Below are 21,641 nucleotides of genomic sequence, written 5' to 3' on the forward strand. Positions count from 1 at the left end.
AAACACCTCCCTAATAAAAAAAACCGGGCACGTGCCCAGCATAACTACTGCGACTGTATCACCAACAGCGGGTCTATCCAGTGGCTGGCAGCCAGGTCCTTTATTTCGTCAGCTTTAAATCCGGCCTCTTCACCGGTACGGGATTAATAGTTACCACTTTTCGAGCCGTTCCGGCCCTGGTGTCGGTTGCTTCAATAACCAGGATAGACCTGGCATAGCCGCGCATACCAACAGCGGGAAATTCGTATTTAATTGTTTTCGAATATGGGCCTGACCACCTGGTATAGTTTTCTGACCAGCTTTTTTTAACTGGTATAGTTTTTTGGGGGTTTCCTGAAGGGTCAGATAATGACCATTCTGTTGTTAGAACACCCTCGCCGTGTGTTTTGACATTTAGATTATACTTAACGCGCCGGTAATGTGTATGCCCGTCAGAATCTCTATATTTCTTATAGGGCAAGTACCCGGTTATCTTTACCGTGAAGGGATATGGCTTCAAACCCGGCCATATATCGGGACCAATTATCCGTATATCTCCCGACGCTTCCTGAACCGCAGGAATTATATTAATACTGCAAATATCCTTGTTGTCCTCATAGGTAGTTTCATTTGCAGGTTTATCTTTATCCGGGTTTACTTCCAATATCACCGTATGACTGCCTGCTCCGGGTGTGATGGTTACAGAATCGGATTCCTGGCTGATAACATCAAAGTTCGGTATGTCCTTTATAATTTTTCCGTCCAGCTTCCAGACCAGTCGGGTGACAATCATTCTTCCGCTGTCATTATGAATATTTGCAGTTACTATAACCGAATTGCCTTCTTTAGCTTCTTTTTTATGTTCAGTTATTTCAACCCATAGATTTTGCACGTTTACCGAAACATTAACACTAACTTCATTATCATTAAAAGTGCTTTCGTTATAAAGGTTCACCAAGGGGTCTTTATTAATATTAATAGTACCCGTTAACATTAGCTGCCCGTTGGGAACGGTATAATCGAATGTGATAGTAATTTCATCACCCGGTTTGAGGTCCTTCAAGCCGTAAAACTCTTTTTCGATCCTGGTATCTATAATTTTAGGCAGTTCATTGCCGTCAGTATCTTTGAGGGTCAGGTATTTACCGTTGGCGAATACTCCTATTCCCACGCCTTCAACATTGTACAGGCCGTTGTACGTGAAAGTAACGGTACCGGTATAGGTCTGTCCCGGCTCGGCTTTTTCTCCCTCAGGGATGCCGTCATCTATAGATACGACCGCAAAGTTTATGTCGGTTAAGCTGAAGGCCACTACCCCCTGCTCGGTGGTGGCCACCAGCATATCCCGGGACGCCGATATTTCACCGGTGACGCCGGAGGCGTAATCACTGAGGTTTACGGGGGCGGCCACTTTGGGATTGCTATATGCTTCGCCGTTATTGGGGTCCAACAGGGCCAGTTCTCCGTTGCCCTTGCCGGCCAGAATAGCCGCCGAGTTTGCCGCCCGCATTATTACCGGCGCGGTCATGGCCCTGTCACCGAGCCCGGCTGCCCATGCAGTATGACCGGTTGCACGGTCAATTGCCAGTATCTTGCCGCTTTCCCCTTTTTCACCCACAGCGGGGAAGTACACCCGGCTGCCGGTCAGGGCTGGGGAGCGGTTGGAAAAGATGCCTTGGTTTTTATTATTTTCCCAAACCGGTGTATGTGTAGCTGTATTATAAGCGTATACGTTACTCTGTGTATCTCCAAAATACAGCATATTACCATCTACGCTAAAGCTAGCCGCTATGCCGGCGTCAGTTTTCTTAACAACCCGGGCATCATCGCTTTTAAGTTTCACCCTACCGTCTTGATCTTCCATTAAAATGTCGTCCAGGTAATAAATTTGCAGTTCCCCTCTGGATCGCCCCTGGTCAACACCAACGGCAAAACCCCTGCCACCGTCCACGGGGGCCGGAGAAGATGATGTACGTCCGTAATCGGCAACCTCAATAAAGAAGGAATGTTTTTTCTTTTCATCGTGGGGGTCGGCCACGATAAGGATTTTGCCAGTGTTGCCGCTGGTGGCTACAATAATTTCGTGACCCCGCCAGGTGAGAACCAGGGGAGCGGAAGTTATGTCAGTTACGTCAAGGGATTCAAAAGAGGTTTTGCTGCTTTCTGACACTCCGTGAAAATCGGTAACGTCAATAATGTCCAGGCTGTTGCTGTAGGTACCAATGTAAATATACTTTCTCCCCTGCCATTCATAATACGTGGGGTGGCTCTTGGTAGGTATGGAACCAGAAAGCCTCACCGACCACACCGGGTCGAGTTCCTGCATTTTCAGGGAATCAGGCCCCAGGTAAACTTGTTTCTCCGGGCAAATATAACCGTTCAGCCGGTTGCCCTCTACGGTGATAACCACCAGCTTCCCTGCCAGGTCACCGCCCCACCTATCGCCGGACAGGATCAGGGGCTGGCTGTAACTGGGCCCGCCGAAGTGATACCAGGAAAAAACCATAGCCGTGCCTTCCACCAGGCCGTCCCGGTTGCGCTCGGGAGTGAAACCGAAGGTAGTTACTTCACCTACCGGCGCGGCCAGGGCGGGAAAAGCCCGGGCGGCCAAGACAAACAATACAAAAACCAAGACCGGCAATCGCTTCACCTTTCGTTACCTCCCGTTTATTTTTTTCAAAAAGAAAACAGCCCTTTTTAAAGGCTGTTTTACTGAACCGTTGGCCACTCGGTATCATCCGCCGGAGTATCATTTGTACCTCCGCCCCCGCTGGGAAGTATAACTACAGTTCCGCCGGGCGTCAGGACACCGGAATCAATATCCTTGGCGATTTTTTGAATTTGCCGCTTTCTTTCTTCAATGGGCATATCCTTTGGGAAAACCACCTTTTTAGTTCCGTTTACGAAAACGTATTCATCTTCCAAACTGCCGGTATAATTGACTTCCCCCTGAAAATTGTTTTTATTGCCTTCCGGAACCGACGTATCAGTAATAAACACTATTCTCTCCTTACCGTCCCACTTTACTTCCGCGCCCAACACTTCGCTTACGAACCTGAGCGGCACCATAGTCCTGCCGTTCATCAGCCGGGCCGGGGCGTCCAGGGACTTGGCCTGGCCGTTCACCGCGGGTTTCTTTGAGCCAATCTTCATTTTTATGCTTTTACCGTTTCTCTCTACAGTGGCAGTTTGGTTAGCCCCGTCCCAGCCAACCGCGCCGCCCAGTTCTTCGCTGACGAAGCGGAGCGGGACGTAGGTTCGGCTGGTGTCGGTATCAATGAATGGCTCCTGATCTGGGAAGTATACCGGCATTTTGTTTATGACTACAGTGAGGTTGTAATCATAGCCGGCAAATGCGGGCACTGCCACAGTCATGATTAACAGAGCAGCCAAAGTTATAATTATAAGTTTTTTGCTTTTAAACATAAATCTCATCTCCTTTGAATATTTTTCCTTTTTAAAGTTTGACAAGTGAATAATTCTTTTTGTTCCACATTCTTTTTTGCCTAACCCATGATTCCGAATATATTCTCCGCTATCCACTCTCCAAGGTTTTCCTTGTTCCTTTTCTTTTTCCCGTTGAGAACCGGTACGGCAAATACCGAGTCAGTTTGAAGAAATTCCTTCACAACTTCAGCTTCCTCTTTTCCGGCATCCAGCAAAAGCACTGCTCCGTTTATCTGGTTAAGGTTGTTTCTAAGCCAGCGCGTTACTGCCCTGTTCAGCACCAACGGGTCATTTCTTGTCACCCAAATAACCATATCAATTATATCCATAACCTGTTGAGCATACCATGACAATGGGTCATGCCCAGCATCAACAAGGAGGAACCCAGAGGTAACCCGGGAAACCCGAAGCGCCTTGCGTAGACGGTCGGGCGTGAATTCTTTTTCACCATCAAAGCCAGTATATGGACTAATAGGCATTATCTCAATATAATCATTCACTTGAAGATAATCAATAGAATCGCGCCAGTCATGGATTCGATTTGGCTCAAGCCCCAAGCGGCACCCCAGCCCGCGCCCGACAATATCACAATCAAACATGCGGACGCTAAATTTGTGCCGCGCCAGTGCATAAGCAGTATCCACTAAAGTGCTTGTAACGCCAATACCTGGAGACCACAGGCTTAAAAATGCTACTCGCTGGAAATATACTACCCTTTGCTTTACGGGTCCAAAGGGTAAACGTATATTTATCTTAGTTTTTTTCAGTTTTTCTTTCTCCTGTTCTTTATCCATTTGTTGTAGTATACTTTTTATTTTCTCTGCTGCGTCAAAGGCCGTGGCCGGGTTCTCCAGGCTGGAAATTATTTCTTCAGGGGCTACCGGAGTAAATAATATATCATATATTCCAATTGCCGCCCCGTAACTAAGAACCTGATTTCCGGGGGACGAAATTAAAATTATTCGCAGCCCTGCTTCCCGGAGCATTTTTAAAATATGCTCATGCTCCACAGGCCCTGCGGTCGTATAGTATAAAACCGTGTTAGACTGGTTCTTCTTTGCCATATCCAGGGCCATATCATTAGCGTAAACAGGCAGGGCATCATACCCTGCCTGTTTCAAATATCCTACCGTGTTATCGGGGTCACTGGATATAACCAAGATAGGATTCATTCTTTTTTCACCTCATCGCCTACGGCCCCAGCCACGGTATCCAGATAACGGCCAGGGCCAGTAGAATAACCGATAAATAAGCGTAACATGGTAAAAATCCCCTTTCAACTCCCAGCTTTTCATATATAAAGTTAGGCCAGAAACTTTATTGTACTTCCCTCATAGTGAAAAGTTCAGACAATCCTCGTATATACCAGCACCAACTTCACATCTTTGGGCAGCGAACTAGGGGGGGCGGGCGTACCTTCCGTTCCAGTGAATAACCTTATAACCAAAATTTTGGCGCAGGATTTTCGGAGTAGCGCCGAGGTTGTCGGCTCCAACAACGAGGCACTTTTTCATCTTGCATTCCACCTCTCCAAAAATAAAAAGACTACTATTCTGTGCGGCACTTAAAAAAATGAAAACCAGGCACTTTGAACATATGCGCCTGGTTTAAATTATTTCAATCAACTGCTTTTTTGCTTTGGGCAGGTCGTCTTTAACAGTATTCCACACCAGGTCCATATCCACACCGAAATACTCATGAATGAGAACATCCCGCATCCCCGCCATTGCCTTCCACGGGACCGCCGGATGCTTCCGCCTGGTCTGCACTGAAACTTTTTTAGCGGCTTCGCCTATGATTTCCAATCTTCTTATGACCGCATCCTGGAGCTGGGGCGACGAAAGAAACTTCTCCTTAGATACATTTGTAGTATATTGCTCAATTAAGTCAATACTTTCCAGCATGTGCTTGATGTAAATTATATCTCTATTATTCACATTAACACCTGCTTATTCCGCAGGATATCATCCCTCAATGATTGCGGTATTGATTTTTCAGTGAGCAAATCAACTTCTACCTGTAATACTTCTTTGAGTTCATCCCGTAATCTCACCAAGTCCAACAAGGTTTTATCATTTTTTGATGAGTACCGAATTATAATGTCTACGTCACTGTGGTCATTTTGTTCGTTCCGGGCATAAGAACCAAATACAGCAGCACTTACAACCCCATGGCGTTTCAATATGGGGACAGCTTTTTGTTTTAACACCTCAAAATTCATAGTGACACCCCTGCCAGCATATCTCAAAAACTATAATTAATTCCTAAGTTCATTATAACCCGGAAAAAGAGCTCGTTTCCAGTACTTGTAAATGAAATTTTTTATAGAATTCTGCCTCTGAAAACCCACGGCCTTGTGCCGTGGGTTGAAAGGGGTGGAATTCTATAAAAATCTATCATTTCTTTGCAAATAATCCCCATGGTGGATCAAGCCTGTCACGATTAGTAGGATTAAAAATGTTGGTTTTAAGATTTCTTAACAATTGACCAATTGTAACAAAAGGGGCAGGATAGTGAGGAAGCCTGCCCATACAGTGCATATGAAGCTCTGGTTTATAATCACTATCCTGACTTGCTGTATATTCGGATTTTTCATATCGAAAAAACTTAGTCTTATCCTGTAATAACTCAAAGTGATAAGAGTATGAACTGACGTAAAGCCGTCTTTTTATTTTAAAAATAGTAATCTGTATTTTAAAGTTAAACATTTCTTCAATGATATAGCCATATTCCTAGCCAATTGTCGGGGCATTAAAAGAAAAACTTTCCCCAACAACAACTAGCTTATTTTTCTTACCAAGATCGAATATGGGCTTCCCCTTTTGGGAAAAGCCCATGCTTACTTCTTTTATACTTAAATTAGATGTCCATATCTCATTCTTAATCTGAGAAACATAGCTACTAAAGTTCTTGTAATCCAAAGGATATTTTTTGGCTGACTCAATAATATCTTTTGAGGTAACTTTTTGACTCATCTAACCAACTTCCCGATTGTGAGGTATAAAGTGGCCCAGTTGTTTGCATCGGCAGCTTCAACTTCTGAACATGTCTGGGAGTATCTTTTTGAAATAAACTCTTCAGAACTCATTTTATATTTCTGTTCATAATATTTGATTATATCTTTTGCTTCCGAAATTTGGTCTTTATATCTTTCTAAAGGATTCTTGTGAAAGTTAAACATTTTAATCAATCTACCGAGCATAACAACTCACCACCTCTCTTTTTTATATTTTAAGTTATGTCTAAATAAATAGCAATATTATTCCCACGCCAGCTTTTCCACCGCCCGCTCCAGGTCCTGCACCGACGGCCTGGTATACCTGGCCGTGGTGTTCAAATTGGAGTGGCCGGCCAGCATGGCCACCCGGTCCAGCGATTCACCAGCGTCCACCAGCATCTTACAGAAAGTGTGCCGGAGCCGGTGCGGAGTTACTTCTACTCCCGCCAGGCGTCCCAGTTCGGCCAGTCGTTTTTGTATGGCCCGGGCAGTGATATGCCCGCCTCCACGCCCGGGAAAGAGCCACTCACCACCACGGTGCCCGGCCAGGTATTCTGCTAGCATCCTTCTGGCCGTAGCATTAAGTGGAACCTCCCGCCACTTCTCACCCTTACCGCGGCGAACCTGGATCAAGCCTGACCTTTCTCTAAGTACCAGATCCTCGGTACGTAGAGCAACGGCTTCGCTTACCCGTAACCCTGCATGAAGTAAAAGTGCCAGAAACGCCATATCTCTGGCCTTGCCGTATTTTTTAAAAGCACGCACTAAGCTTCCTAGTTCTGTCCTGGAAAGCCACCGTGGGACTTTTCTCTGTTCCGGTACCCGCCTGACGCCTTGCACTGGATTAGAAGAAACTATGCCTTCAGACATGGCCCAGTAGAAAAACGAAGAAACGGCATCCAGGTGCAAATTTATTGTGGCGGGCTTACGGTTTTGATTCAAAAGATACCGCCGGTAATCGGCTATGTCTAAAGAAGTAACGGCGTTTAAAGTAAAGGGTTCACCGGTAATCCCTTCCCACCATGTTTTAAAGTTCCTCAAAATTGAAAGATAAGTTATCACTGTCCTTGGAGCTAAACCACGGCTTTTTAAAGCTTCGGCAAATCTATCCAGCATCTCTAAAACCTCTCACGTTACAACTTCTTTTTATTTGCACGGGCCAGAAAATCTTCCAGGGATATTACCTCTATCAGGTGGCCATCATTGAATAATGTCCTGAATTTTTGTTTAAATAGATAGCTGCGTGCCCCCTGTGAAAAGCCTCCACCTCCGAGCACCACATAAGCTTTGCGGTACTCCTTTGAGTTACGAACAATGGAAATAAGGCTGGCGATTTCGTAGATAAGTTTTTGTTCCGCTGTACCCGACACCTGCTGCCATTTCGCGCTTACAATAACATTACCTTTATCAGAATCATGTATTAAAAAATCAGCTTTATAATTACCGCCAAACAGTTGAGTACCAACTACTATCTGGGTTTGAAACCGCCCCGGGTAATGGATTTCCAGCACGGGCTTAATAACTCTCTCCCAGAATGCTCCTGTTTTTGTTCCCCTTCCTCCTGGTGTCAATGCTTTTCGCCCCTTAAGAATAATTTCGAATTACCAATTCGCTTATTGATCCACGCCTGTCCGCACGGCAGTTGATGGCCCTCCTGGCATAAACCGTCCGGATGTCGTACCCAGAGTAAAGCTCGTGAATAAAAGGAGTATCCGAGTTGCTGAGCATTACCATGCAGCCCCTGGCATCCAGCCGGCGAAAAACTTCCGCCAGGCGCCGCTGGTCTTCCCGGGTAAAAGAATCAGCTGTATAACTGGTGAAGCTGGAAGTCTCCGAAAGAGGGTGATACGGCGGGTCTAAGTAAATAAAATCACCCGGCCCGGCAAATTCCAGGACTTTACTGAAATCACCAAGGATTATCTCGGCCCGCTTCAGTACTTCGCTTACTTTGCGGAGATTGTCCTCGTCTACAATTTTCGGGTTTTTATAACGCCCGAAGGGAACATTATACTTCCCCTGCTTATTAACCCGCCAGAGGCCGTTATACCCTGTTTTATTCAAATAAAGGAAGCGGGAAGCCCGGCTCACCTCGTCCATCTTCTCAGGGTCAAGGGCCCGGATGTGGTAGTAGTAATCGGCGGTATTTTTATGCTTTTTCAAATCAGTAATTAGTGGCTCCAAGTTGTCCCTGACCGTGCGGTAAAAATTTATGAGTTCCGGGTTATTGTCTATGAGAACGGCCCTGGGCGGTGTCAGGTGAAAGAATACGGCACCGCCGCCGACGAAAGGTTCTATATAAAGGCGGAACCCCTGCTTGGGAAATAACGGTTCGAATTGGGAAATGAGCTGGCCCTTGCCGCCGGCCCACTTAACCGGTGGCTTTGGCTTGTTTTCCATCAGAATAGCCGTTTCGGATTTTCCCACTGAAATTCTCCTTTCGGCTTTTTGCTTATACGAACAAAAAATTCGCCCTTAGATGGGCGAATCCTGCCACCTTATACGAACTTTTCCAGGGGTTTTGTTCGTATAAGGATTCTTGGAAGAATTTTAGTTTTGTCTCCAAAATCCGACACTATTGGTAATGTTGATTCTTTATAATAAGAATCAAATTAAGAGGTATCAACTTTCCCCCCTTCTTTATGGAGGTATACCCTATTATGAAAATCCAACATTTTATAAAAAAATTCAAAAATATGATAAAAAAGCGCTCAAATGCAATTTATAAATATGATATCACACAATTACCCCGTCTTCCATTTAATTTTTTAGATAGTCCGTGTCAAGATTCAGTAGGTATCTTTTAACATGAGACCTCACCGCTTAAAACATTAGTTTTACGGCGGCGGCCTTGACAGCCACCCCGCATGTGATATAGTTTCAGTACCGACGGGGCGGCTCCGGGGAACATGCTGCATACTTTAGCATACCCCGCCGGCTTGTACATTTTATCACATGCGGGGACCCCGGCTGTCAAGGCTACCCTCCGGCGCCGCCTGAAAACCTCAAAGGCTCTCCAAGGAACATGCTTTTACAAAAGAGCAGAAAAGCTGGGACGGCTAAGTTCACGTAAAACATACTTAATCCACAGCCGGTCAGCAAAAGGACCCTTTAAAGCCGGAACAGACGCCTGCAGCCATTTTTCCACATCCTCTGTTTTTTGTTTTTCGACTGGCTTTAACTGCGCAATTTCTCTCAATTTCCGGTGTTTCACCGGCCAGCGCAAAGTATAATTGCCAAGCTCCCCGTTTGCCTTAGCGGCCAAAACACGGGCCATCCGGTCTCCTCCAGGGATTGTCCACCTGGCTCCCAGGCGTTTCATCCGCCGGGCCACGTTGTGTTGAATCTGCCCTTCAATGGTGCCCAAACGTTTTGCTCCCGGCGAGGCAGCGATCCCCGCCCAGTTTTCCTCAAGATAATGCAGAAGTTTGGTGATCCTCTTCTTCCGGTTGCCCCTGGTGTTTTTTGCTGCTTCCGTAAGAACTCTTTGGGTCTCCTCCCAGTTACCCTGGGAAATGGCCAGGGCCACCTTCCGGTAGGTTTCTTCGTCGTACCAGAGGGCCTCGGTTAAATGCCTGCTCAGGTGGTATGGGTCTAAGCGATACACAGCGCCGGGAAAGTAATCAATTCCCTGCTTGGACCAGTCTGCCCCGTCGCCGCCGATGAAGATCCTTTCGGTTTGGCTCAGGTCCCATTTTCCCCCGGCTACGGCATAGTTTTCTTCCCAGGCTGCCTTACCGTCATTTAGGCTGCTTAAAACAAGCTTGTTTTTCAGGGCGAAGCGACCTTGGCCAATTTGTTCCTTCCCTTCGTAGACGACCATATGCTTAATTTCTCCTCTTTTCTCTTTTGTCTTCTGCAGGCGGATTATCACTCCGTCGGCTTCGATACACAGCTCCGGGGTTACCTCTTTCCCGCCGGGAGCTTCGCCCTTTTCAAAAACCGCTGCCCTTTTTTCTTCTCCTTCTTGCTGCAAGACTTCTCCCACTTCTTGGGTAGCCTGCCAGACGGTCATGGGACTTAGGCCGGAAACAAGGTGGTTTAAGATCTCGGCGGCACGGGCAAAGGAAAGTTCGGTGCTTAGTTTGACGGCCAGTTCTTTTAAACGGGGGGTGATCTTGGCCCGGGCTGGCCAGCCCAGCAGCTCGTCTAAAAAGAATTTGGTTTCCCCGGTTTTTTTGTTCCTGTACAGGCGCCTTTTGAAGAGAAATTCCCCAAAGGTGCTTACTGCTGTTTTAGCCCGAAAGCCGACCACTTCCCAGGTGCTCCGGTCACGTTCATTCATCAGGCGGGTATCGATCTGTTCCAGGGCCCAGGTGAAAATTTGGTTGCAGACTGCCTGGCACAGCTCATGGATGCCTTTTTCAAGCTCATAAAAGTCTTTGCACTCGCCAATTAATTTAGTTAGGCCAGAACCGAATAGAAGGACTGCCCCCACTATGTGGCGAATATTTAACATGAGACCTCGCCCTCCTTTAATTTCCGTTGGAGTGTTTTTGGGGTGAGGTCTCATTTCTATTTCTAGGAGGTTGATTTCCTTCTGGTGCCTACTGAAATTTTACACGGCCTTTTAGATATGATGCTTCTTAGCGTAACTTTAGGTATTAACAAAGATGAAAAAGCACTCAAATTACAATTAGATTTAATCCCCAATAATATTAGTTATGGGTGCCCTCCCGGCTGTTTTGAATGTTGTAATGATATAATTTTAATATCATATCATGAATATAACCTCATACTTTACTATATTGTAAAAAACTGGGATAAAGATAAATTAACTCATTTATATAGTAAAAGATTGGGACTCCTAAGACCTGACACCAATACACCCATTTGCCCTTTCCTCAACTTCTCAACTGATTTAATTAAAAATAACAAACATTGTGCTATCTATCCGATGCGGCCATGGGTATGTAGGGCCTTTGGAACCGCAGGCAACCCTTGCAAAAAAATTAAACCAATAGAAATAATTTCCAAAGAAGACTATTATCGGGTATTGGCTGAATTACTTTATCGGGGCAAAAGTATCAGACTTAATAATAGGTATTCATTATTAGCAGGAACTTTTGATATGTGGATAGTTGCAGACTCTGGTAAATCTAATGGATCAAAGCTCCTTGAATTACTTTTTAATGAAAAACAAAATCTAATGGCACAACTCTATGATAGCAAAAAAAATTCAACTATTACTATTAAGCATGGTAAAATACTTAATACTCAACAGTTGAAGTAACCGTTTTAATAATTCTCCTTTGGGTTCTATCACATCCATTTGAATGTCCCTGGCACCAGTAAAATTCCGGAAATCCTCAGGTGTTTCCTTATAACAATCGTAGATGCCGCGCCATTCAGCGGTTGCCTGCTGAAACCCAAGCGCAGCCCCGCCGAGGCCGGAGAATATGTGGAGTATTTTGAATTCTTCAGTCATCGTTATTCCACCCCAGTATAGGTTGTTTCGAAACCCGGGGAGAGTTGATCTGCTCCAGGTCCGCGTACGGAGTGTTCCGCCCCAGTATCAGATAAAAATGTTGTTGTTGTAGATAAGTTCCGCCCCAGTATAGGTTGTTTCGAAACTTGGTGACAGTATTGTGCGAGACGTTCTTTACTCATGTTCCGCCCCAGTATAGGCTGTCACCGGGGGGATCGACTGTTTTTGCTTATGTAATGGGGCGTCCTGTCCCGCCTTGCTTTAGCAGTTCAGACAGGAGGTTTCCCGCCTCTTGGCGGAGGCTTGGCGAGCGTTACCGGTCCCGCTGAAGTCTTGCCGGCACTTCTCGCCCACGGACGCCGAATCGCCCGAAAAAAGTAATATTACAATATTACACTACTTTGCGTCTGTGCCGTATGCTATGTTCCGGGCAGCATTATATGCCATATCCTTTTTACTTCCGCAATTTTTACAAGTCATGAACACGGTATTTTTATCTATACTCTCCGGGTGCGAGTACCCACATCGCGAACAAGTACGCATCGCCTTCTGTCGGTCCGTCTTTTGAACAACGATTCCCTTTTCCTCCGCTTTATAACAGATCTTCTCTATCAGCGCACCCCAGGGGAAACGTTTTATTCCGTTTTCAAGCTCTACTCCTGACATGTCCGCCAGTCGAATTGTTCCACAGCGGTTTGCCGCCGCTATGTCCACTATTCGCCGGCTGTATTTATGTATGATAGCGTCCCGGATTTGCGTAACCTTTCCCGTTAATTTTTTAGTGGCGGCAAGCCGTCTTTTCCTGCCGTGGCCTTTTACGCCTATACAACGCTGCATCTCCTGCCGGCGTTTTGTTATGGCCGCTATTTTTGCTTCTGCCGCCTTAATTTCTGAAACCGGGATATTCCCACGCTTGTGGCCGTAGTTGAATGTCCACGTGACTGCTTCGTCCGCACAGGCGAAATTCACGCCCATGACACGGTTTTCGTCCAGACCGACAATTTTTTCCGGCTCAAAGGAATAAGCCACGATACAAAACCACTTATTTTTATGCTGGTTCCTCACAATCTGCATAACACCCTGTTTGTACTCTCCGCTCAGTATGCGGCGGAATATGGCTTTTTTCGAACCGTCCCCACAGTCTAAAATTAGGAGAAACCGGCCTTGCTCCGCTTCTTTTCCGAGAAGTGTCACTGCTGCACGATATTCCGGTTTTTCTCCTTCAATTAGTGATAAGCAGTAGTTTTGGTTGGCAATCTGAATAGGAACTTCGTTCAACCGGAAAGACGGGATAGACTTTCGTAACTTCATCACTTCCTGCACGTCATTTTTCCATCTGTTCATCACGAACTGGTTTATCTGGCTAGTGTTTAACGAGGCCATGAGCGGGTATATCTCCCTCATTCGCCGGTAGACGTAGTTCCGGAAAGTGCATCCATATATTTGTTTTTCCTCTGCGGCACTCGGGTATTTCCCTTTTTCTTTTTTGTACTTGAGCCGGAAGTTATGATTTTCCCAGTATAATTGGACGGCGAAGTTACATAACTTCGCCGTCCAGTATGACAAGTCCCGCAGTACTTCCCCAAATTCTTTCCATGATGCGTCTATCGGTTTTACGATTTGAAAACGGACTGCCTTTGTTATCATTATATTATCACTCCCGGAGCAACCTTCCACACCTTGCACACCACCAACCATCTTGAGGGTAATTTTGCACGTTACCGCAATACAGGCATGTCATATTGCCGGTTTCCCTATCATACAAGTACATTTCCATTTTCTCATCATAGTACAGATATTCCGCATCATCACCATTTTTTCGCCATTCCGCAGCTAAAACTTCGCACATCTTCTTTACCTGTTCAGAACTATTGTCACCGCTTATACGCAGAAATCTTACCTCACCGTTTATCTTAAAAAAAGCACGGTAGTATTTCTCGGTTGGTTTTGGAATTTCCGTGCTCAACGCCTCATCCTCCTGAAATGGACCTTTTGGGTCCAATTGTGCTTACATTTATGAAAGGCTTTACATCCTGTGGGTTCCAAGCCTTTAGCAGCATCCTGTTGCGATACCCCTTGATACGGCAAGCAAGACGGGATTAATCCATCGCACAGCTTGTCCCGTGCCTGAACATTCATGCATGGGCCCGGGGGACTCGTCCAAATTACTTGAAACTGGCCTTCCTGAATTATTATCTTACTGGAAAGATCTGTTTCTAGACTTGCGCTGAATTTTTCACGGCTGGCGGGATATGTATCCCTATTCATTGCTAATTCAAGAGCCTGCTGTTCAACATTAACCCTTTTATCTGCGACATCTCTAAAACATCCATAATCCGCGAGATCGTCGTCGCTGAGGTATTTGCCAAAGGCGGGATTTTTAATCGGCATTTTCGCTCCCCCTTTTTGAACGCTGCCCCTTCGCCTGAAGCCTGGCTTAGTTAATAAGCAGTTTTTCATTCTTTCGAAGCAGCCCTGCTGCCAACAATTCGGTACGCTTGCAATCCCCCGGAGCATACCCCAGGGGGGCGTATTCACCGCACCAGCCTGCCGCGTCCCAGGCCAGCCTGTGAACCTGTTGCGCGAAAAGAGCACCTTCATTGCGCTCTACCCCCAGAAACTCCCTTATTTCACTTCCCCGCATTCTTATGCGGTACAGGCGATAGATAAATCGCCTGGCGGCCGCCGTGCCTTCCCGCTCAAAGACACTCCTTATCCTTTGTTTGTACGGCTGCAAAAAGTCATATATATTCCTACGCTCAATATCGCGCATATTGCGTATTCCCGACACGCTATCCACCCCCTTATCTGTTAAACTCAAATTAGGTAGCAGGAAAGCTAGCCTAAGTTGGCCAAAAATATAGCCAAAGGTTTCCGGGAAAAGGATTCCACCTCCTGGCAGTTCGACTGCTGTCGGAAGAGCCACCTTTCCCGGATCAAATTTGCAGACTGCGGTTCATAGAAGGGTTGTGCTTCGAGCACCGCGTTAGATAAGGCCCACTGCCAGTCTGCAGCAAATTTCTTTTGCGGAGGTTCTTAACATGTACTTTGTAGGGATTGACTGGTCTGACTTACATCATGACGTAGCCGTGCTCGATGAAAAGGGTCAAGAACTTAAGTATTTCACCATCCCTCACAACAGGGAAGGCATGGAGTTATTAAAGAAAAGGCTCTTGAGCATCGATCCCGAACCGGAAAACTTCGCCTGCCTGATCGAAACCAAAAACGGTCTTCTGGTGCAGTTTCTGTTGGAAGCCGGCTTTCCGGTTTACCCGCTCAACCCGAAGGTTGTAGACTACCGGCGAAAGCCCTCCGGGGCGAAGAGTGACCCAATCGATGCCAGGCTGCTGGCCAACATCGGCCGCTCCGACCTGGCGCAGCTAAAGAGGCTTAAGCCAGATGCGGAACTGATCGCGGAACTAAAAATGTTCACCCGAGACCAGGACGGCCTTATCCAGGAATCCACCCGGCTGACCAACAAGCTCATTGCTTGCTTGAAGGAATATTACCCGGTAGCTTTAGGTTTCTTTTCGAAGCCAACCCTACCGGTAGCCCTGGAGTTTTACAAGCGCTATCCTACCCCGGATCTGGTAAGGGAAGCTACCGTTCCAGAGATAGCCGCCTTTCTTAAGAGTCATAAACATCCCCGGCCCAATCAAACGGCTGTCTCCATCTGGCAGAAGGCGCAGGAGCCGCAGCTTCGGGCCAGTGCTCCCACCGTACGGGCAAAAGGCCGCTTAATGCTCGCCCTGGTGAGTCAGCTGGAAGTGGTCCGGGAGCAAATCGCTGCTTACGACAAGGAGATCAACCGCCTTTTTCAGCAGCACTCCGACAGCAGGATCTTCGCTAGCCTGCCAGGGGCGGCCGGGCGGCTCGCGCCAAGACTGCTGGCGGAGTGGGGGGACGACCGGGAACGTTACGAAAATGCAGCCGTGGTCCAGGCTTTAGCAGGTACCTCGCCGGTTCTTTTTCAAAGCGGTAAGTACCGCTTTGCCAGGCAGCGCAAATCCTGTGTGAAACCTTTCCGACGAGCTATGCACCTGTTCGCCTTCCAGAGTATCAGGCAGGTTTCCTGGGCACGGGAATATTACGATACCAAGAGAAGCCAGGGCAAAACCCATCATGAAGCTTTACGGGCTTTGGCAAATATCTGGGTGCGGCTCATCTTTGCCATGTGGAAAAACCGTACTTGTTACGACGAAGCCACGTTTATAGCAGCCCGCGCCAAGCATTATAATCGGGCAGCATAATGTTAAATATTCGGTTTTCAAAGTTCTTAAGCCGCCAGCAAGGAGGGCGGGATTTTGATCCGGCCCATAGCTAGGCGGAACGGGTAAAGCCCGTCCTTTTAAAAGGCCACGAACATTTGTACTGCTCGACCATGAAAAATTTTTAGATTACACTATTGACATAGAAGGTCTCCCGAGCTCTTTGACTCTTTAAAATAGCCAAAGAGCTCGGGACGGAGCGGACCACAGGGCGCCGCTTACCGGCTGGGCCTTCTTCCCTACCCTGTACGCGTGCCGTCTGGTTGTCAAAGAACAGGGAAATGGTTTCCCACGACCGGCAGCTTGCCGCCGGTTTCACCCGGGGACCACCCGGGGCTCGTCAGGTGGGAGATAGTTGGTTAAAAGCGGTTTTCGGCAGGATTTTGCATTTTTTGCTGGTTAAGTAATGGTAGAATAAAAGAATGAATTAACCTGTGCCCGTTGGCCTGGTATCTTCTTCTAAAAGATCGGTTATGCTAACGCCCAGGGCGGCGGCAAGTTTTTGGAGAGTGCGAAGTGTTGGGCTTTTTTTTCCTGATTCAATGGCACCAACAGCCGGTTGAGAAAGTCCCGACATTGCTGCAAGTTCAGCTTGACTTAAACCACGAATACCCCTTAGTTTCTTAATTTTAACTTTTAGATTTTCCACTTTTTCACCTCACCCTACTACCATAATATAACTATAGTTTTGATTATGTCAATACTAAAGTTATAATAGACTGTAAAAATTTTTATGGTATGATAACTTTAGTTATATATACAGAGGGTCACATATGAATATATCAACTAAAATAACTGCTTTAAGAGAAGCCGCAGGCTGGAGTAAAAATAAACTAGCAAAAGAGGCTGGCATATCACAAGCTTATGTTAGTCAAATTGAAGCAGGCAAAAAACAACCGACCGTCGATGTTCTTTATCGCATCTGCACCGCCCTTGGCATCACTCTGGCCGAATTCTTTGCCGAAGAGGCCCCGGACATGCCACCGGAGCTTCGCCAGGTAATAAATAAAGCTAAAAAACTTACACCAAGACAGTTAAAGATATTAAACGATGTCCTTAATGAATGGATTGATCCCTCGAAAGGAGAATAACGGTGACCGAATAACTCCTCCAACAAATCCTCAGTGAATTAAGGGACCTGAAACAAAGGACGTATCCCTTGACTACCTGGTGGGCCGCAGTGACGACCCGCGGCGGCGGTAGCGTAAATATACCGGATTCCGCCGGCAGGTCGCTGCAAGCAAAGGGGGATTTTTTATGAATAATGAAAAATTCCAAGAAGCCGTGCTGCAACAGCTTCAAGCCATTACAAGGGAACTAACAACTTTAAATGAACGTGTTGGAAAGTTAGAAGAAGGCCAATCCGGCCTCAAAGCAGATGTCACTACTCTCAAAACAGACGTCACCACTCTTAAAACAGATGTTGATACTCTCAAAACAGATGTCGCTGCCCTCAAAGAAGGCCAAAAGGAAATCCAAAAAGAACTTAAATATATATGGGACGACATAAGAAAGATTGATGATAGATTGACTAAACAAGAACAGGAAACATATATTCTTAAGCGCATGAAATAATTTATGAATGGAAATTGCTATTCCCTAATCTGATTTCACTCAGTGCCGGTTGCCTTTGCATCCAAACATTCAGCATCAATACTACCCAACATAATGTTTGATTTTATATCACTGAAAAGTTCGCTTACTGGTTTTCGAAACAATTTTTCCATGTGTATAGCCAACGGTAGCTTTGGAGTTCTAACACCTTGCTCAATCATGCCATAAAAACTGGTTGTAATCCCTAGTTTTTTTGCTACAAACTCTTGTGTCCATCCCCTTTGTTTTCTAAGCTGAACTAAATAATTTCTTTTAGGCATCGCCTCACCTCTTGCATATGCCAACGCTACGTTGTTTTTTATTTTACCCAACGCTTTGTTTGGTGTCAATATTTTTGCCAACAATTTGTTAATAATATTTTCTTTTCCAACAGTATGTTGTAAAATCCCTTCAGGAGGAAACATTATGTTTGCTAAACGTTTAAAACAAGAAAGGCTAAAAATGGGTTTTACGCAGAAAAAACTTGGCGAAATACTCGGTGTAACGGACGCTGCAGTTGGAATGTGGGAAAATGGTAAACGCATCCCTGATGCCCAGGTTCTGGAACGCCTGGCCGACTTATTTGATTGCTCAGTGGATTTCCTCCTGGGTCGTACCGATATTCGTAAGCCCGGTCATTTTGACAACCTCGACCCGGAAACCGTAAAAATATTAAACCGGGCCCGGAAGCTTACCCCTAAAGCCAGAGAACAATTAAAGGATGCTATTAAGTGGGTTTTAGAACTGGATGCCAGAGAAAGGGAATTGGAGAAATTTCGAAAAGACGAATAAAGCGAGGTAAAAAAATTGCTAACAGAAGGTTTAAAAAATCAAAGAATTAAAGACAAAAAGCTGCTATGCCCTGGCAATAGCAGCTTTTGTTTTTCGACAAAAACCTACATCAAACGCTGGAGAGGACATACATGGACTCAATTGGAGCACTCAAAGCACGCTCGTTAACTGAGAAAATTAAACCCAGGTATCCCCTTGACCTGGAATGGTTTTCTCAGCAACCCGAGCTGGGTTTGAATAAACCCGTAAAAATACTTTCTTGCAACAGGCTCCCTGATGAAGTAACTGCCACACTGGTGCCCCACCCAGATTTACGTTACTATTACATATTGCACAACCCCATATACAATGACGAGAGAATCCGTTTTGGGATAGCCCACGAGCTGGCGCACCTCTACTTGGGCCATGACGGTTACTCCATCGGAGACGATGAAGACCCGGACATAAAGGATGAAGCCGACGATTTTGCTACAGAAATTCTAATGCCCCGGTTTCAGGTAAGAATCGCAGCAGCCAAGTTATTTAAACTTAATCCCCTAAAACTGGTACATAAGTTAAGAAGTAAAAAATATTTTTGGGTTTCTATGGAAGCTGCCTGCCGCCGTTTACTGGAAGTCGGCATTGTGAAAGGAGCTTATATTTTATACGACCGGCAAAATTTATATTTTGCCTACAACTACAACGGATTCAAGTTGGGTTTTTCAGCCAAAAAGATATTGTTAGATACTTACTTAAATCTCGAAAAAAAGGAAACAAGTATCACCACCCATAGCAATCCTATGGGACGTACCATAAGTTTTTACGCGCAAAAATTTTCTAACGGAAAGGTATTCGGGGCTTTTGTTTATGAAGAAGAAAATGATATTCAAAAATACGATGATTTGGTTCAAGAAATATTAAGCATTTATGTAGATAAGGCTCAGTAATTAAGTTAAATTTTTATTTTTTTCCCTTGAACCAAACTCACGTTCGTGGTATATTTTTTATAAATAAGAACATGTGTTTTGGGGAGGGAATTATATGGCAAAAACCCAGAACGAAAACAGCGATAAAATTACCGCATTAAACAATGCAATGGCGGACATTGAGAAAAAATTTGGCAAAGGGTCCGTTATGCGTCTCGGGGAAAAAGGAGCAAAAGTCAACGTTGAAGTTATTTCAAGCGGAATACTGCCCCTTGACATCGCAGTTGGTATCGGGGGAATGCCCCGGGGCCGGGTAGTGGAAATATATGGCCCTGAATCATCAGGCAAAACAACGGTTGCCTTACATGTTATCGCCGAGGCCCAGAAAAATGGAGGAATCGCCGCTTTCATTGACGCCGAACACGCGCTGGACGTGCTTTATGCAAAGAATTTGGGGGTTAATATAGAACAGTTGCTGGTATCGCAGCCGGATTGGGGAGAGCAGGCCCTTGAAATAGCAAATATACTTATAAAAAGTGGAACTGTTGATGTGATAGTCATTGACAGCGTTGCAGCGCTGGTCCCCCTGGCCGAAATTAAAGGTGAGATGGGAGATAGCCATGTCGGGCTGCAGGCCCGGTTAATGTCCCAGGCATTAAGAAAACTTACCGCCGCGGTAAGCCAGACAAGAACGCTTGTTATCTTTATAAACCAGCTGAGGGAAAAAATCGGTGACCAGTTCGGAAATCCGGAAGTTACAACCGGTGGACGCGCGTTGAAATTCTACAGTACATTAAGGCTGGAGGTTAAAAAGGGGCAGGAAATTAAGGGTAAGAATGCAGAAATCGTCGGAAGCCAGGTAAAAATCAAAGTTACAAAAAATAAGGTTGCTCCACCGTTTAAGGAGACTGAGGTTGATTTGTATTACGGTGAAGGAATATCACGCGAAACCTGTTTACTGGACCTGGGAGAGAAGTACAAGGTTATCGAAAAATCCGGATCCTGGTATTCGTTCGGTGAAACCCGGCTCGGCCAAGGCCGGGAAAACGTTCGCCAGTTTCTAAAGGAAAACCCGGACATAACTGAGGAAATTGAAAAAAGAGTGAGGGAAAGTGTTCCGCCGGTGAAAAACAATGTTATCAGCTTTTCTATGCAAAAAATTGAGTAACGCCCTACCCTGACTTTAGTTATCTATACTAATAAAGAGAGATCTTCTGAAATGCAAGGTTCTCTCTTTCTGTATATATTCACAACGTAGAAGCTTTTATACGAAAAAAGTGTACCGATGGAACTTAGGTCCGATGCCTATAAATTTTTCCACTCAAATTTTTACTTCAATATACAATTTATTCCATTGGATGTCAATGGATCAGGAGGATGCTTAATTCGAATTATTTATTAATCCCGGGCCCGGGCAAAGATAATATTGAAAAATATACCCGGGATTGGTAATATGTACCGGAAGGACTTGCAGGCGGAAAGGGGTATCGAATATGCAGAAAGTGATTAAAGTGGAAACACACAGCCGTGAGGGACTTTATGACATTACTTCAGAGGTTAAAAAAGTCGTTGCACAATCGAAAATTAAAAACGGAATTGTAAATGTATACGTTCGCGGTGCAACCGCAGCGATTATGATTCAGGAAAATTGGGATGAAAGCGTTCAAAAGGATGTAATAAATTTTCTTAAAAAATATATCCCTCAAGGAATATGGGAACATGACAGGCAGGATGGGAATGGTGATGCACATTTGAAATCAGGCTTGATTGGCCCCGGCGAAACAATCCCAATTATAGATTACCAAATTGGGCTTTCTACCTGGCAAAACATTTTTTTATGTGAGTTTGACGGGCCGAGGAAAAGCCGGGAGATCGTCATAACTATTATAGGGACGTAAAATAAAGATAACTATCATGCAACTATTTGCACGAAAATATCCTTTGGTTGGATATTCAGAGGTGGAGATATTTGAAGAAAAAAACTATTGTATTCTTGTTTATATTTTTAGGACTCTGTTTCATATTTACTGCAGCTGGCAGATTGCTTTCAAACCTGACCGGTAATCTTTTAAATTTTATAGAGAAAGGATTTTCGGGATTTGCCGGTTTAAGTCCCTTACAGTTGTTGGTAGCAATTTTTAGTGACATCCTCTCCCCAATGAATTGGGGAGCATCCCGGCGCGGGACGGCCCAGCACTCAATTTATTGAGTGCTGGGCAGGTTAGCCAACATTC

29 protein-coding genes are annotated in these 21,641 nt (G+C 45.4%); 10 read left to right on the plus strand and 19 right to left on the minus strand.

Annotation, left to right across the window (positions count from 1 at the left end; translation table 11 throughout):
• Positions 1-100 precede the first annotated feature (100 nt).
• The 13 genes from ACX4JR_RS11655 to ACX4JR_RS11715 form a co-directional block, all read right to left on the minus strand.
• Positions 101-2,629, minus strand: a complete 2,529-nt coding sequence (locus tag ACX4JR_RS11655) for an outer membrane protein assembly factor BamB family protein (RefSeq protein WP_476058219.1) — start codon at positions 2,627-2,629, stop codon at positions 101-103.
• A gap of 59 nt (positions 2,630-2,688) precedes the next feature.
• Entirely contained in the window at positions 2,689-3,405 is a 717-nt protein-coding gene (locus tag ACX4JR_RS11660) for a copper amine oxidase N-terminal domain-containing protein (protein ID WP_476058220.1), read from the minus strand.
• An 80-nt stretch (positions 3,406-3,485) separates the two neighbouring features.
• The gene (locus ACX4JR_RS11665) at positions 3,486-4,598 is read right to left on the minus strand and encodes a CpaE/TadZ family protein (RefSeq protein WP_476058221.1); all 1,113 of its coding nucleotides are present in this window, start codon (positions 4,596-4,598) and stop codon (positions 3,486-3,488) included.
• Positions 4,599-5,033: 435 nt separating this feature from the next.
• Entirely contained in the window at positions 5,034-5,363 is a 330-nt protein-coding gene (locus ACX4JR_RS11670; protein WP_476058222.1) for a HepT-like ribonuclease domain-containing protein, read from the minus strand.
• Complete coding sequence (locus ACX4JR_RS11675) at positions 5,360-5,647, minus strand: nucleotidyltransferase family protein (RefSeq protein WP_476058223.1); 288 nt, start codon at positions 5,645-5,647, stop codon at positions 5,360-5,362. Before ACX4JR_RS11675 ends, ACX4JR_RS11670 begins: the two co-directional genes overlap by 4 nt.
• Before the next feature lie 175 nt (positions 5,648-5,822).
• A complete protein-coding gene (locus ACX4JR_RS11680) occupies positions 5,823-6,134 on the minus strand; it encodes a hypothetical protein (protein WP_476058224.1) in 312 nt (103 codons plus the stop codon).
• Positions 6,135-6,158: 24 nt separating this feature from the next.
• The gene (locus tag ACX4JR_RS11685) at positions 6,159-6,401 is read right to left on the minus strand and encodes a hypothetical protein (RefSeq protein WP_476058225.1); all 243 of its coding nucleotides are present in this window, start codon (positions 6,399-6,401) and stop codon (positions 6,159-6,161) included.
• The gene (locus ACX4JR_RS11690; protein ID WP_476058226.1) at positions 6,398-6,628 is read right to left on the minus strand and encodes a hypothetical protein; all 231 of its coding nucleotides are present in this window, start codon (positions 6,626-6,628) and stop codon (positions 6,398-6,400) included. The genes ACX4JR_RS11685 and ACX4JR_RS11690 overlap by 4 nt, the downstream gene beginning before the upstream one ends.
• A 57-nt stretch (positions 6,629-6,685) precedes the next feature.
• Positions 6,686-7,540, minus strand: coding sequence for a tyrosine-type recombinase/integrase (locus ACX4JR_RS11695; RefSeq protein WP_476058227.1), 855 nt, complete (start codon positions 7,538-7,540; stop codon positions 6,686-6,688).
• Positions 7,541-7,557: 17 nt separating this feature from the next.
• Complete coding sequence (locus tag ACX4JR_RS11700) at positions 7,558-7,995, minus strand: PD-(D/E)XK nuclease superfamily protein (RefSeq protein ID WP_476058228.1); 438 nt, start codon at positions 7,993-7,995, stop codon at positions 7,558-7,560.
• 13 nt (positions 7,996-8,008) lie between these two features.
• Positions 8,009-8,848 (minus strand): DNA adenine methylase, encoded by an 840-nt coding sequence (locus ACX4JR_RS11705; protein WP_476058229.1) that lies wholly within the window; start codon positions 8,846-8,848, stop codon positions 8,009-8,011.
• Positions 8,849-9,224: 376 nt separating this feature from the next.
• Complete coding sequence (locus ACX4JR_RS11710; protein ID WP_476057841.1) at positions 9,225-9,398, minus strand: hypothetical protein; 174 nt, start codon at positions 9,396-9,398, stop codon at positions 9,225-9,227.
• A gap of 54 nt (positions 9,399-9,452) precedes the next feature.
• Positions 9,453-10,880, minus strand: coding sequence for an ISLre2 family transposase (locus tag ACX4JR_RS11715; RefSeq protein ID WP_476057840.1), 1,428 nt, complete (start codon positions 10,878-10,880; stop codon positions 9,453-9,455).
• An 84-nt stretch (positions 10,881-10,964) separates the two neighbouring features.
• Here ACX4JR_RS11715 and ACX4JR_RS11720 point away from each other — a divergent pair, with 84 nt between their 5' ends.
• Complete coding sequence (locus ACX4JR_RS11720) at positions 10,965-11,654, plus strand: YkgJ family cysteine cluster protein (protein ID WP_476058230.1); 690 nt, start codon at positions 10,965-10,967, stop codon at positions 11,652-11,654.
• A gap of 591 nt (positions 11,655-12,245) precedes the next feature.
• Here the strand turns inward: ACX4JR_RS11720 and ACX4JR_RS11725 are convergent.
• The 4 genes from ACX4JR_RS11725 to ACX4JR_RS11740 are packed head-to-tail and all read right to left on the minus strand — an operon-like array spanning position 12,246 to position 14,640.
• Positions 12,246-13,496 carry an RNA-guided endonuclease TnpB family protein gene (locus ACX4JR_RS11725; protein ID WP_476058231.1) on the minus strand — a complete coding sequence of 417 codons (1,251 nt, stop codon included), beginning with the start codon at positions 13,494-13,496 and terminating at the stop codon, positions 12,246-12,248.
• Positions 13,497-13,503: 7 nt separating this feature from the next.
• On the minus strand, positions 13,504-13,815 hold the full coding sequence (locus tag ACX4JR_RS11730; protein ID WP_476058232.1) for a hypothetical protein: 312 nt from the start codon (positions 13,813-13,815) through the stop codon (positions 13,504-13,506).
• Positions 13,812-14,240 (minus strand): hypothetical protein, encoded by a 429-nt coding sequence (locus ACX4JR_RS11735; protein ID WP_476058233.1) that lies wholly within the window; start codon positions 14,238-14,240, stop codon positions 13,812-13,814. The genes ACX4JR_RS11730 and ACX4JR_RS11735 overlap by 4 nt, the downstream gene beginning before the upstream one ends.
• Positions 14,241-14,286: 46 nt before the next feature.
• Complete coding sequence (locus ACX4JR_RS11740) at positions 14,287-14,640, minus strand: hypothetical protein (protein ID WP_476058234.1); 354 nt, start codon at positions 14,638-14,640, stop codon at positions 14,287-14,289.
• A gap of 250 nt (positions 14,641-14,890) precedes the next feature.
• On the opposite strand from ACX4JR_RS11740, the gene ACX4JR_RS11745 reads away from it, so the two are divergent.
• Positions 14,891-16,099, plus strand: a complete 1,209-nt coding sequence (locus ACX4JR_RS11745; RefSeq protein ID WP_476058235.1) for an IS110 family RNA-guided transposase — start codon at positions 14,891-14,893, stop codon at positions 16,097-16,099.
• Positions 16,100-16,380: 281 nt separating this feature from the next.
• Positions 16,381-16,524, plus strand: coding sequence for a hypothetical protein (locus ACX4JR_RS11750; protein WP_476058236.1), 144 nt, complete (start codon positions 16,381-16,383; stop codon positions 16,522-16,524).
• 20 nt (positions 16,525-16,544) lie between these two features.
• Here ACX4JR_RS11750 and ACX4JR_RS11755 read toward each other — a convergent pair whose 3' ends face one another.
• On the minus strand, positions 16,545-16,766 hold the full coding sequence (locus tag ACX4JR_RS11755; RefSeq protein ID WP_476058237.1) for a helix-turn-helix transcriptional regulator: 222 nt from the start codon (positions 16,764-16,766) through the stop codon (positions 16,545-16,547).
• A 124-nt stretch (positions 16,767-16,890) separates the two neighbouring features.
• Between ACX4JR_RS11755 and ACX4JR_RS11760 the strand changes: the two genes are divergently transcribed.
• Both ACX4JR_RS11760 and ACX4JR_RS11765 read left to right on the plus strand, forming a co-directional pair.
• On the plus strand, positions 16,891-17,208 hold the full coding sequence (locus ACX4JR_RS11760) for a helix-turn-helix domain-containing protein (protein ID WP_476058238.1): 318 nt from the start codon (positions 16,891-16,893) through the stop codon (positions 17,206-17,208).
• A 166-nt stretch (positions 17,209-17,374) separates the two neighbouring features.
• Positions 17,375-17,692 carry a hypothetical protein gene (locus tag ACX4JR_RS11765; protein WP_476058239.1) on the plus strand — a complete coding sequence of 106 codons (318 nt, stop codon included), beginning with the start codon at positions 17,375-17,377 and terminating at the stop codon, positions 17,690-17,692.
• Positions 17,693-17,727: 35 nt separating this feature from the next.
• Here the strand turns inward: ACX4JR_RS11765 and ACX4JR_RS11770 are convergent, their stop codons facing one another.
• A complete protein-coding gene (locus tag ACX4JR_RS11770) occupies positions 17,728-18,135 on the minus strand; it encodes a helix-turn-helix transcriptional regulator (RefSeq protein WP_476058240.1) in 408 nt (135 codons plus the stop codon).
• A gap of 1 nt (position 18,136) precedes the next feature.
• Between ACX4JR_RS11770 and ACX4JR_RS11775 the strand changes: the two genes are divergently transcribed.
• The 5 genes from ACX4JR_RS11775 to ACX4JR_RS11795 all read left to right on the plus strand — a co-directional run bounded on the left by ACX4JR_RS11775 (position 18,137) and on the right by ACX4JR_RS11795 (position 21,616).
• On the plus strand, positions 18,137-18,502 hold the full coding sequence (locus ACX4JR_RS11775; RefSeq protein ID WP_476058241.1) for a helix-turn-helix domain-containing protein: 366 nt from the start codon (positions 18,137-18,139) through the stop codon (positions 18,500-18,502).
• 131 nt (positions 18,503-18,633) lie between these two features.
• Positions 18,634-19,428, plus strand: coding sequence for an ImmA/IrrE family metallo-endopeptidase (locus tag ACX4JR_RS11780; RefSeq protein WP_476058242.1), 795 nt, complete (start codon positions 18,634-18,636; stop codon positions 19,426-19,428).
• A 94-nt stretch (positions 19,429-19,522) separates the two neighbouring features.
• Positions 19,523-20,575: a recombinase RecA gene (gene recA, locus ACX4JR_RS11785; protein WP_476058243.1), complete on the plus strand. Its 1,053-nt coding sequence runs from the start codon at positions 19,523-19,525 to the stop codon at positions 20,573-20,575.
• A gap of 325 nt (positions 20,576-20,900) precedes the next feature.
• Complete coding sequence (locus ACX4JR_RS11790; RefSeq protein WP_476058244.1) at positions 20,901-21,305, plus strand: secondary thiamine-phosphate synthase enzyme YjbQ; 405 nt, start codon at positions 20,901-20,903, stop codon at positions 21,303-21,305.
• Between the two features lie 71 nt (positions 21,306-21,376).
• Entirely contained in the window at positions 21,377-21,616 is a 240-nt protein-coding gene (locus ACX4JR_RS11795) for a hypothetical protein (RefSeq protein ID WP_476058245.1), read from the plus strand.
• Positions 21,617-21,641: the final 25 nt, after the last annotated feature.

The sequence above is a fragment of the Desulfofundulus sp. JL263-se genome (assembly GCF_056316025.1).

Bases quoted from the DNA above. Each gene is read 5' to 3' on its own strand.
- ACX4JR_RS11685 (WP_476058225.1), bottom strand. From the start codon at position 6,401: ATGAGTCAAAAAGTTACCTCAAAAGATATTATTGAGTCAGCCAAAAAA.
- ACX4JR_RS11675 (WP_476058223.1), bottom strand. From the start codon at position 5,647: ATGAATTTTGAGGTGTTAAAACAAAAAGCTGTCCCCATATTGAAACGC.
- ACX4JR_RS11690 (WP_476058226.1), bottom strand. From the start codon at position 6,628: ATGCTCGGTAGATTGATTAAAATGTTTAACTTTCACAAGAATCCTTTA.
- ACX4JR_RS11695 (WP_476058227.1), bottom strand. From the start codon at position 7,540: ATGCTGGATAGATTTGCCGAAGCTTTAAAAAGCCGTGGTTTAGCTCCA.
- ACX4JR_RS11665 (WP_476058221.1), bottom strand. From the start codon at position 4,598: ATGAATCCTATCTTGGTTATATCCAGTGACCCCGATAACACGGTAGGA.
- ACX4JR_RS11680 (WP_476058224.1), bottom strand. From the start codon at position 6,134: ATGTTTAACTTTAAAATACAGATTACTATTTTTAAAATAAAAAGACGG.
- ACX4JR_RS11790 (WP_476058244.1), top strand. From the start codon at position 20,901: ATGCAGAAAGTGATTAAAGTGGAAACACACAGCCGTGAGGGACTTTAT.
- recA (WP_476058243.1), top strand. From the start codon at position 19,523: ATGGCAAAAACCCAGAACGAAAACAGCGATAAAATTACCGCATTAAAC.
- ACX4JR_RS11770 (WP_476058240.1), bottom strand. From the start codon at position 18,135: ATGTTTCCTCCTGAAGGGATTTTACAACATACTGTTGGAAAAGAAAAT.
- ACX4JR_RS11715 (WP_476057840.1), bottom strand. From the start codon at position 10,880: ATGTTAAATATTCGCCACATAGTGGGGGCAGTCCTTCTATTCGGTTCT.
- ACX4JR_RS11725 (WP_476058231.1), bottom strand. From the start codon at position 13,496: ATGATAACAAAGGCAGTCCGTTTTCAAATCGTAAAACCGATAGACGCA.
- ACX4JR_RS11735 (WP_476058233.1), bottom strand. From the start codon at position 14,240: ATGCCGATTAAAAATCCCGCCTTTGGCAAATACCTCAGCGACGACGAT.
- ACX4JR_RS11660 (WP_476058220.1), bottom strand. From the start codon at position 3,405: ATGTTTAAAAGCAAAAAACTTATAATTATAACTTTGGCTGCTCTGTTA.
- ACX4JR_RS11760 (WP_476058238.1), top strand. From the start codon at position 16,891: ATGAATATATCAACTAAAATAACTGCTTTAAGAGAAGCCGCAGGCTGG.
- ACX4JR_RS11775 (WP_476058241.1), top strand. From the start codon at position 18,137: ATGTTTGCTAAACGTTTAAAACAAGAAAGGCTAAAAATGGGTTTTACG.
- ACX4JR_RS11780 (WP_476058242.1), top strand. From the start codon at position 18,634: ATGGACTCAATTGGAGCACTCAAAGCACGCTCGTTAACTGAGAAAATT.
- ACX4JR_RS11765 (WP_476058239.1), top strand. From the start codon at position 17,375: ATGAATAATGAAAAATTCCAAGAAGCCGTGCTGCAACAGCTTCAAGCC.
- ACX4JR_RS11745 (WP_476058235.1), top strand. From the start codon at position 14,891: ATGTACTTTGTAGGGATTGACTGGTCTGACTTACATCATGACGTAGCC.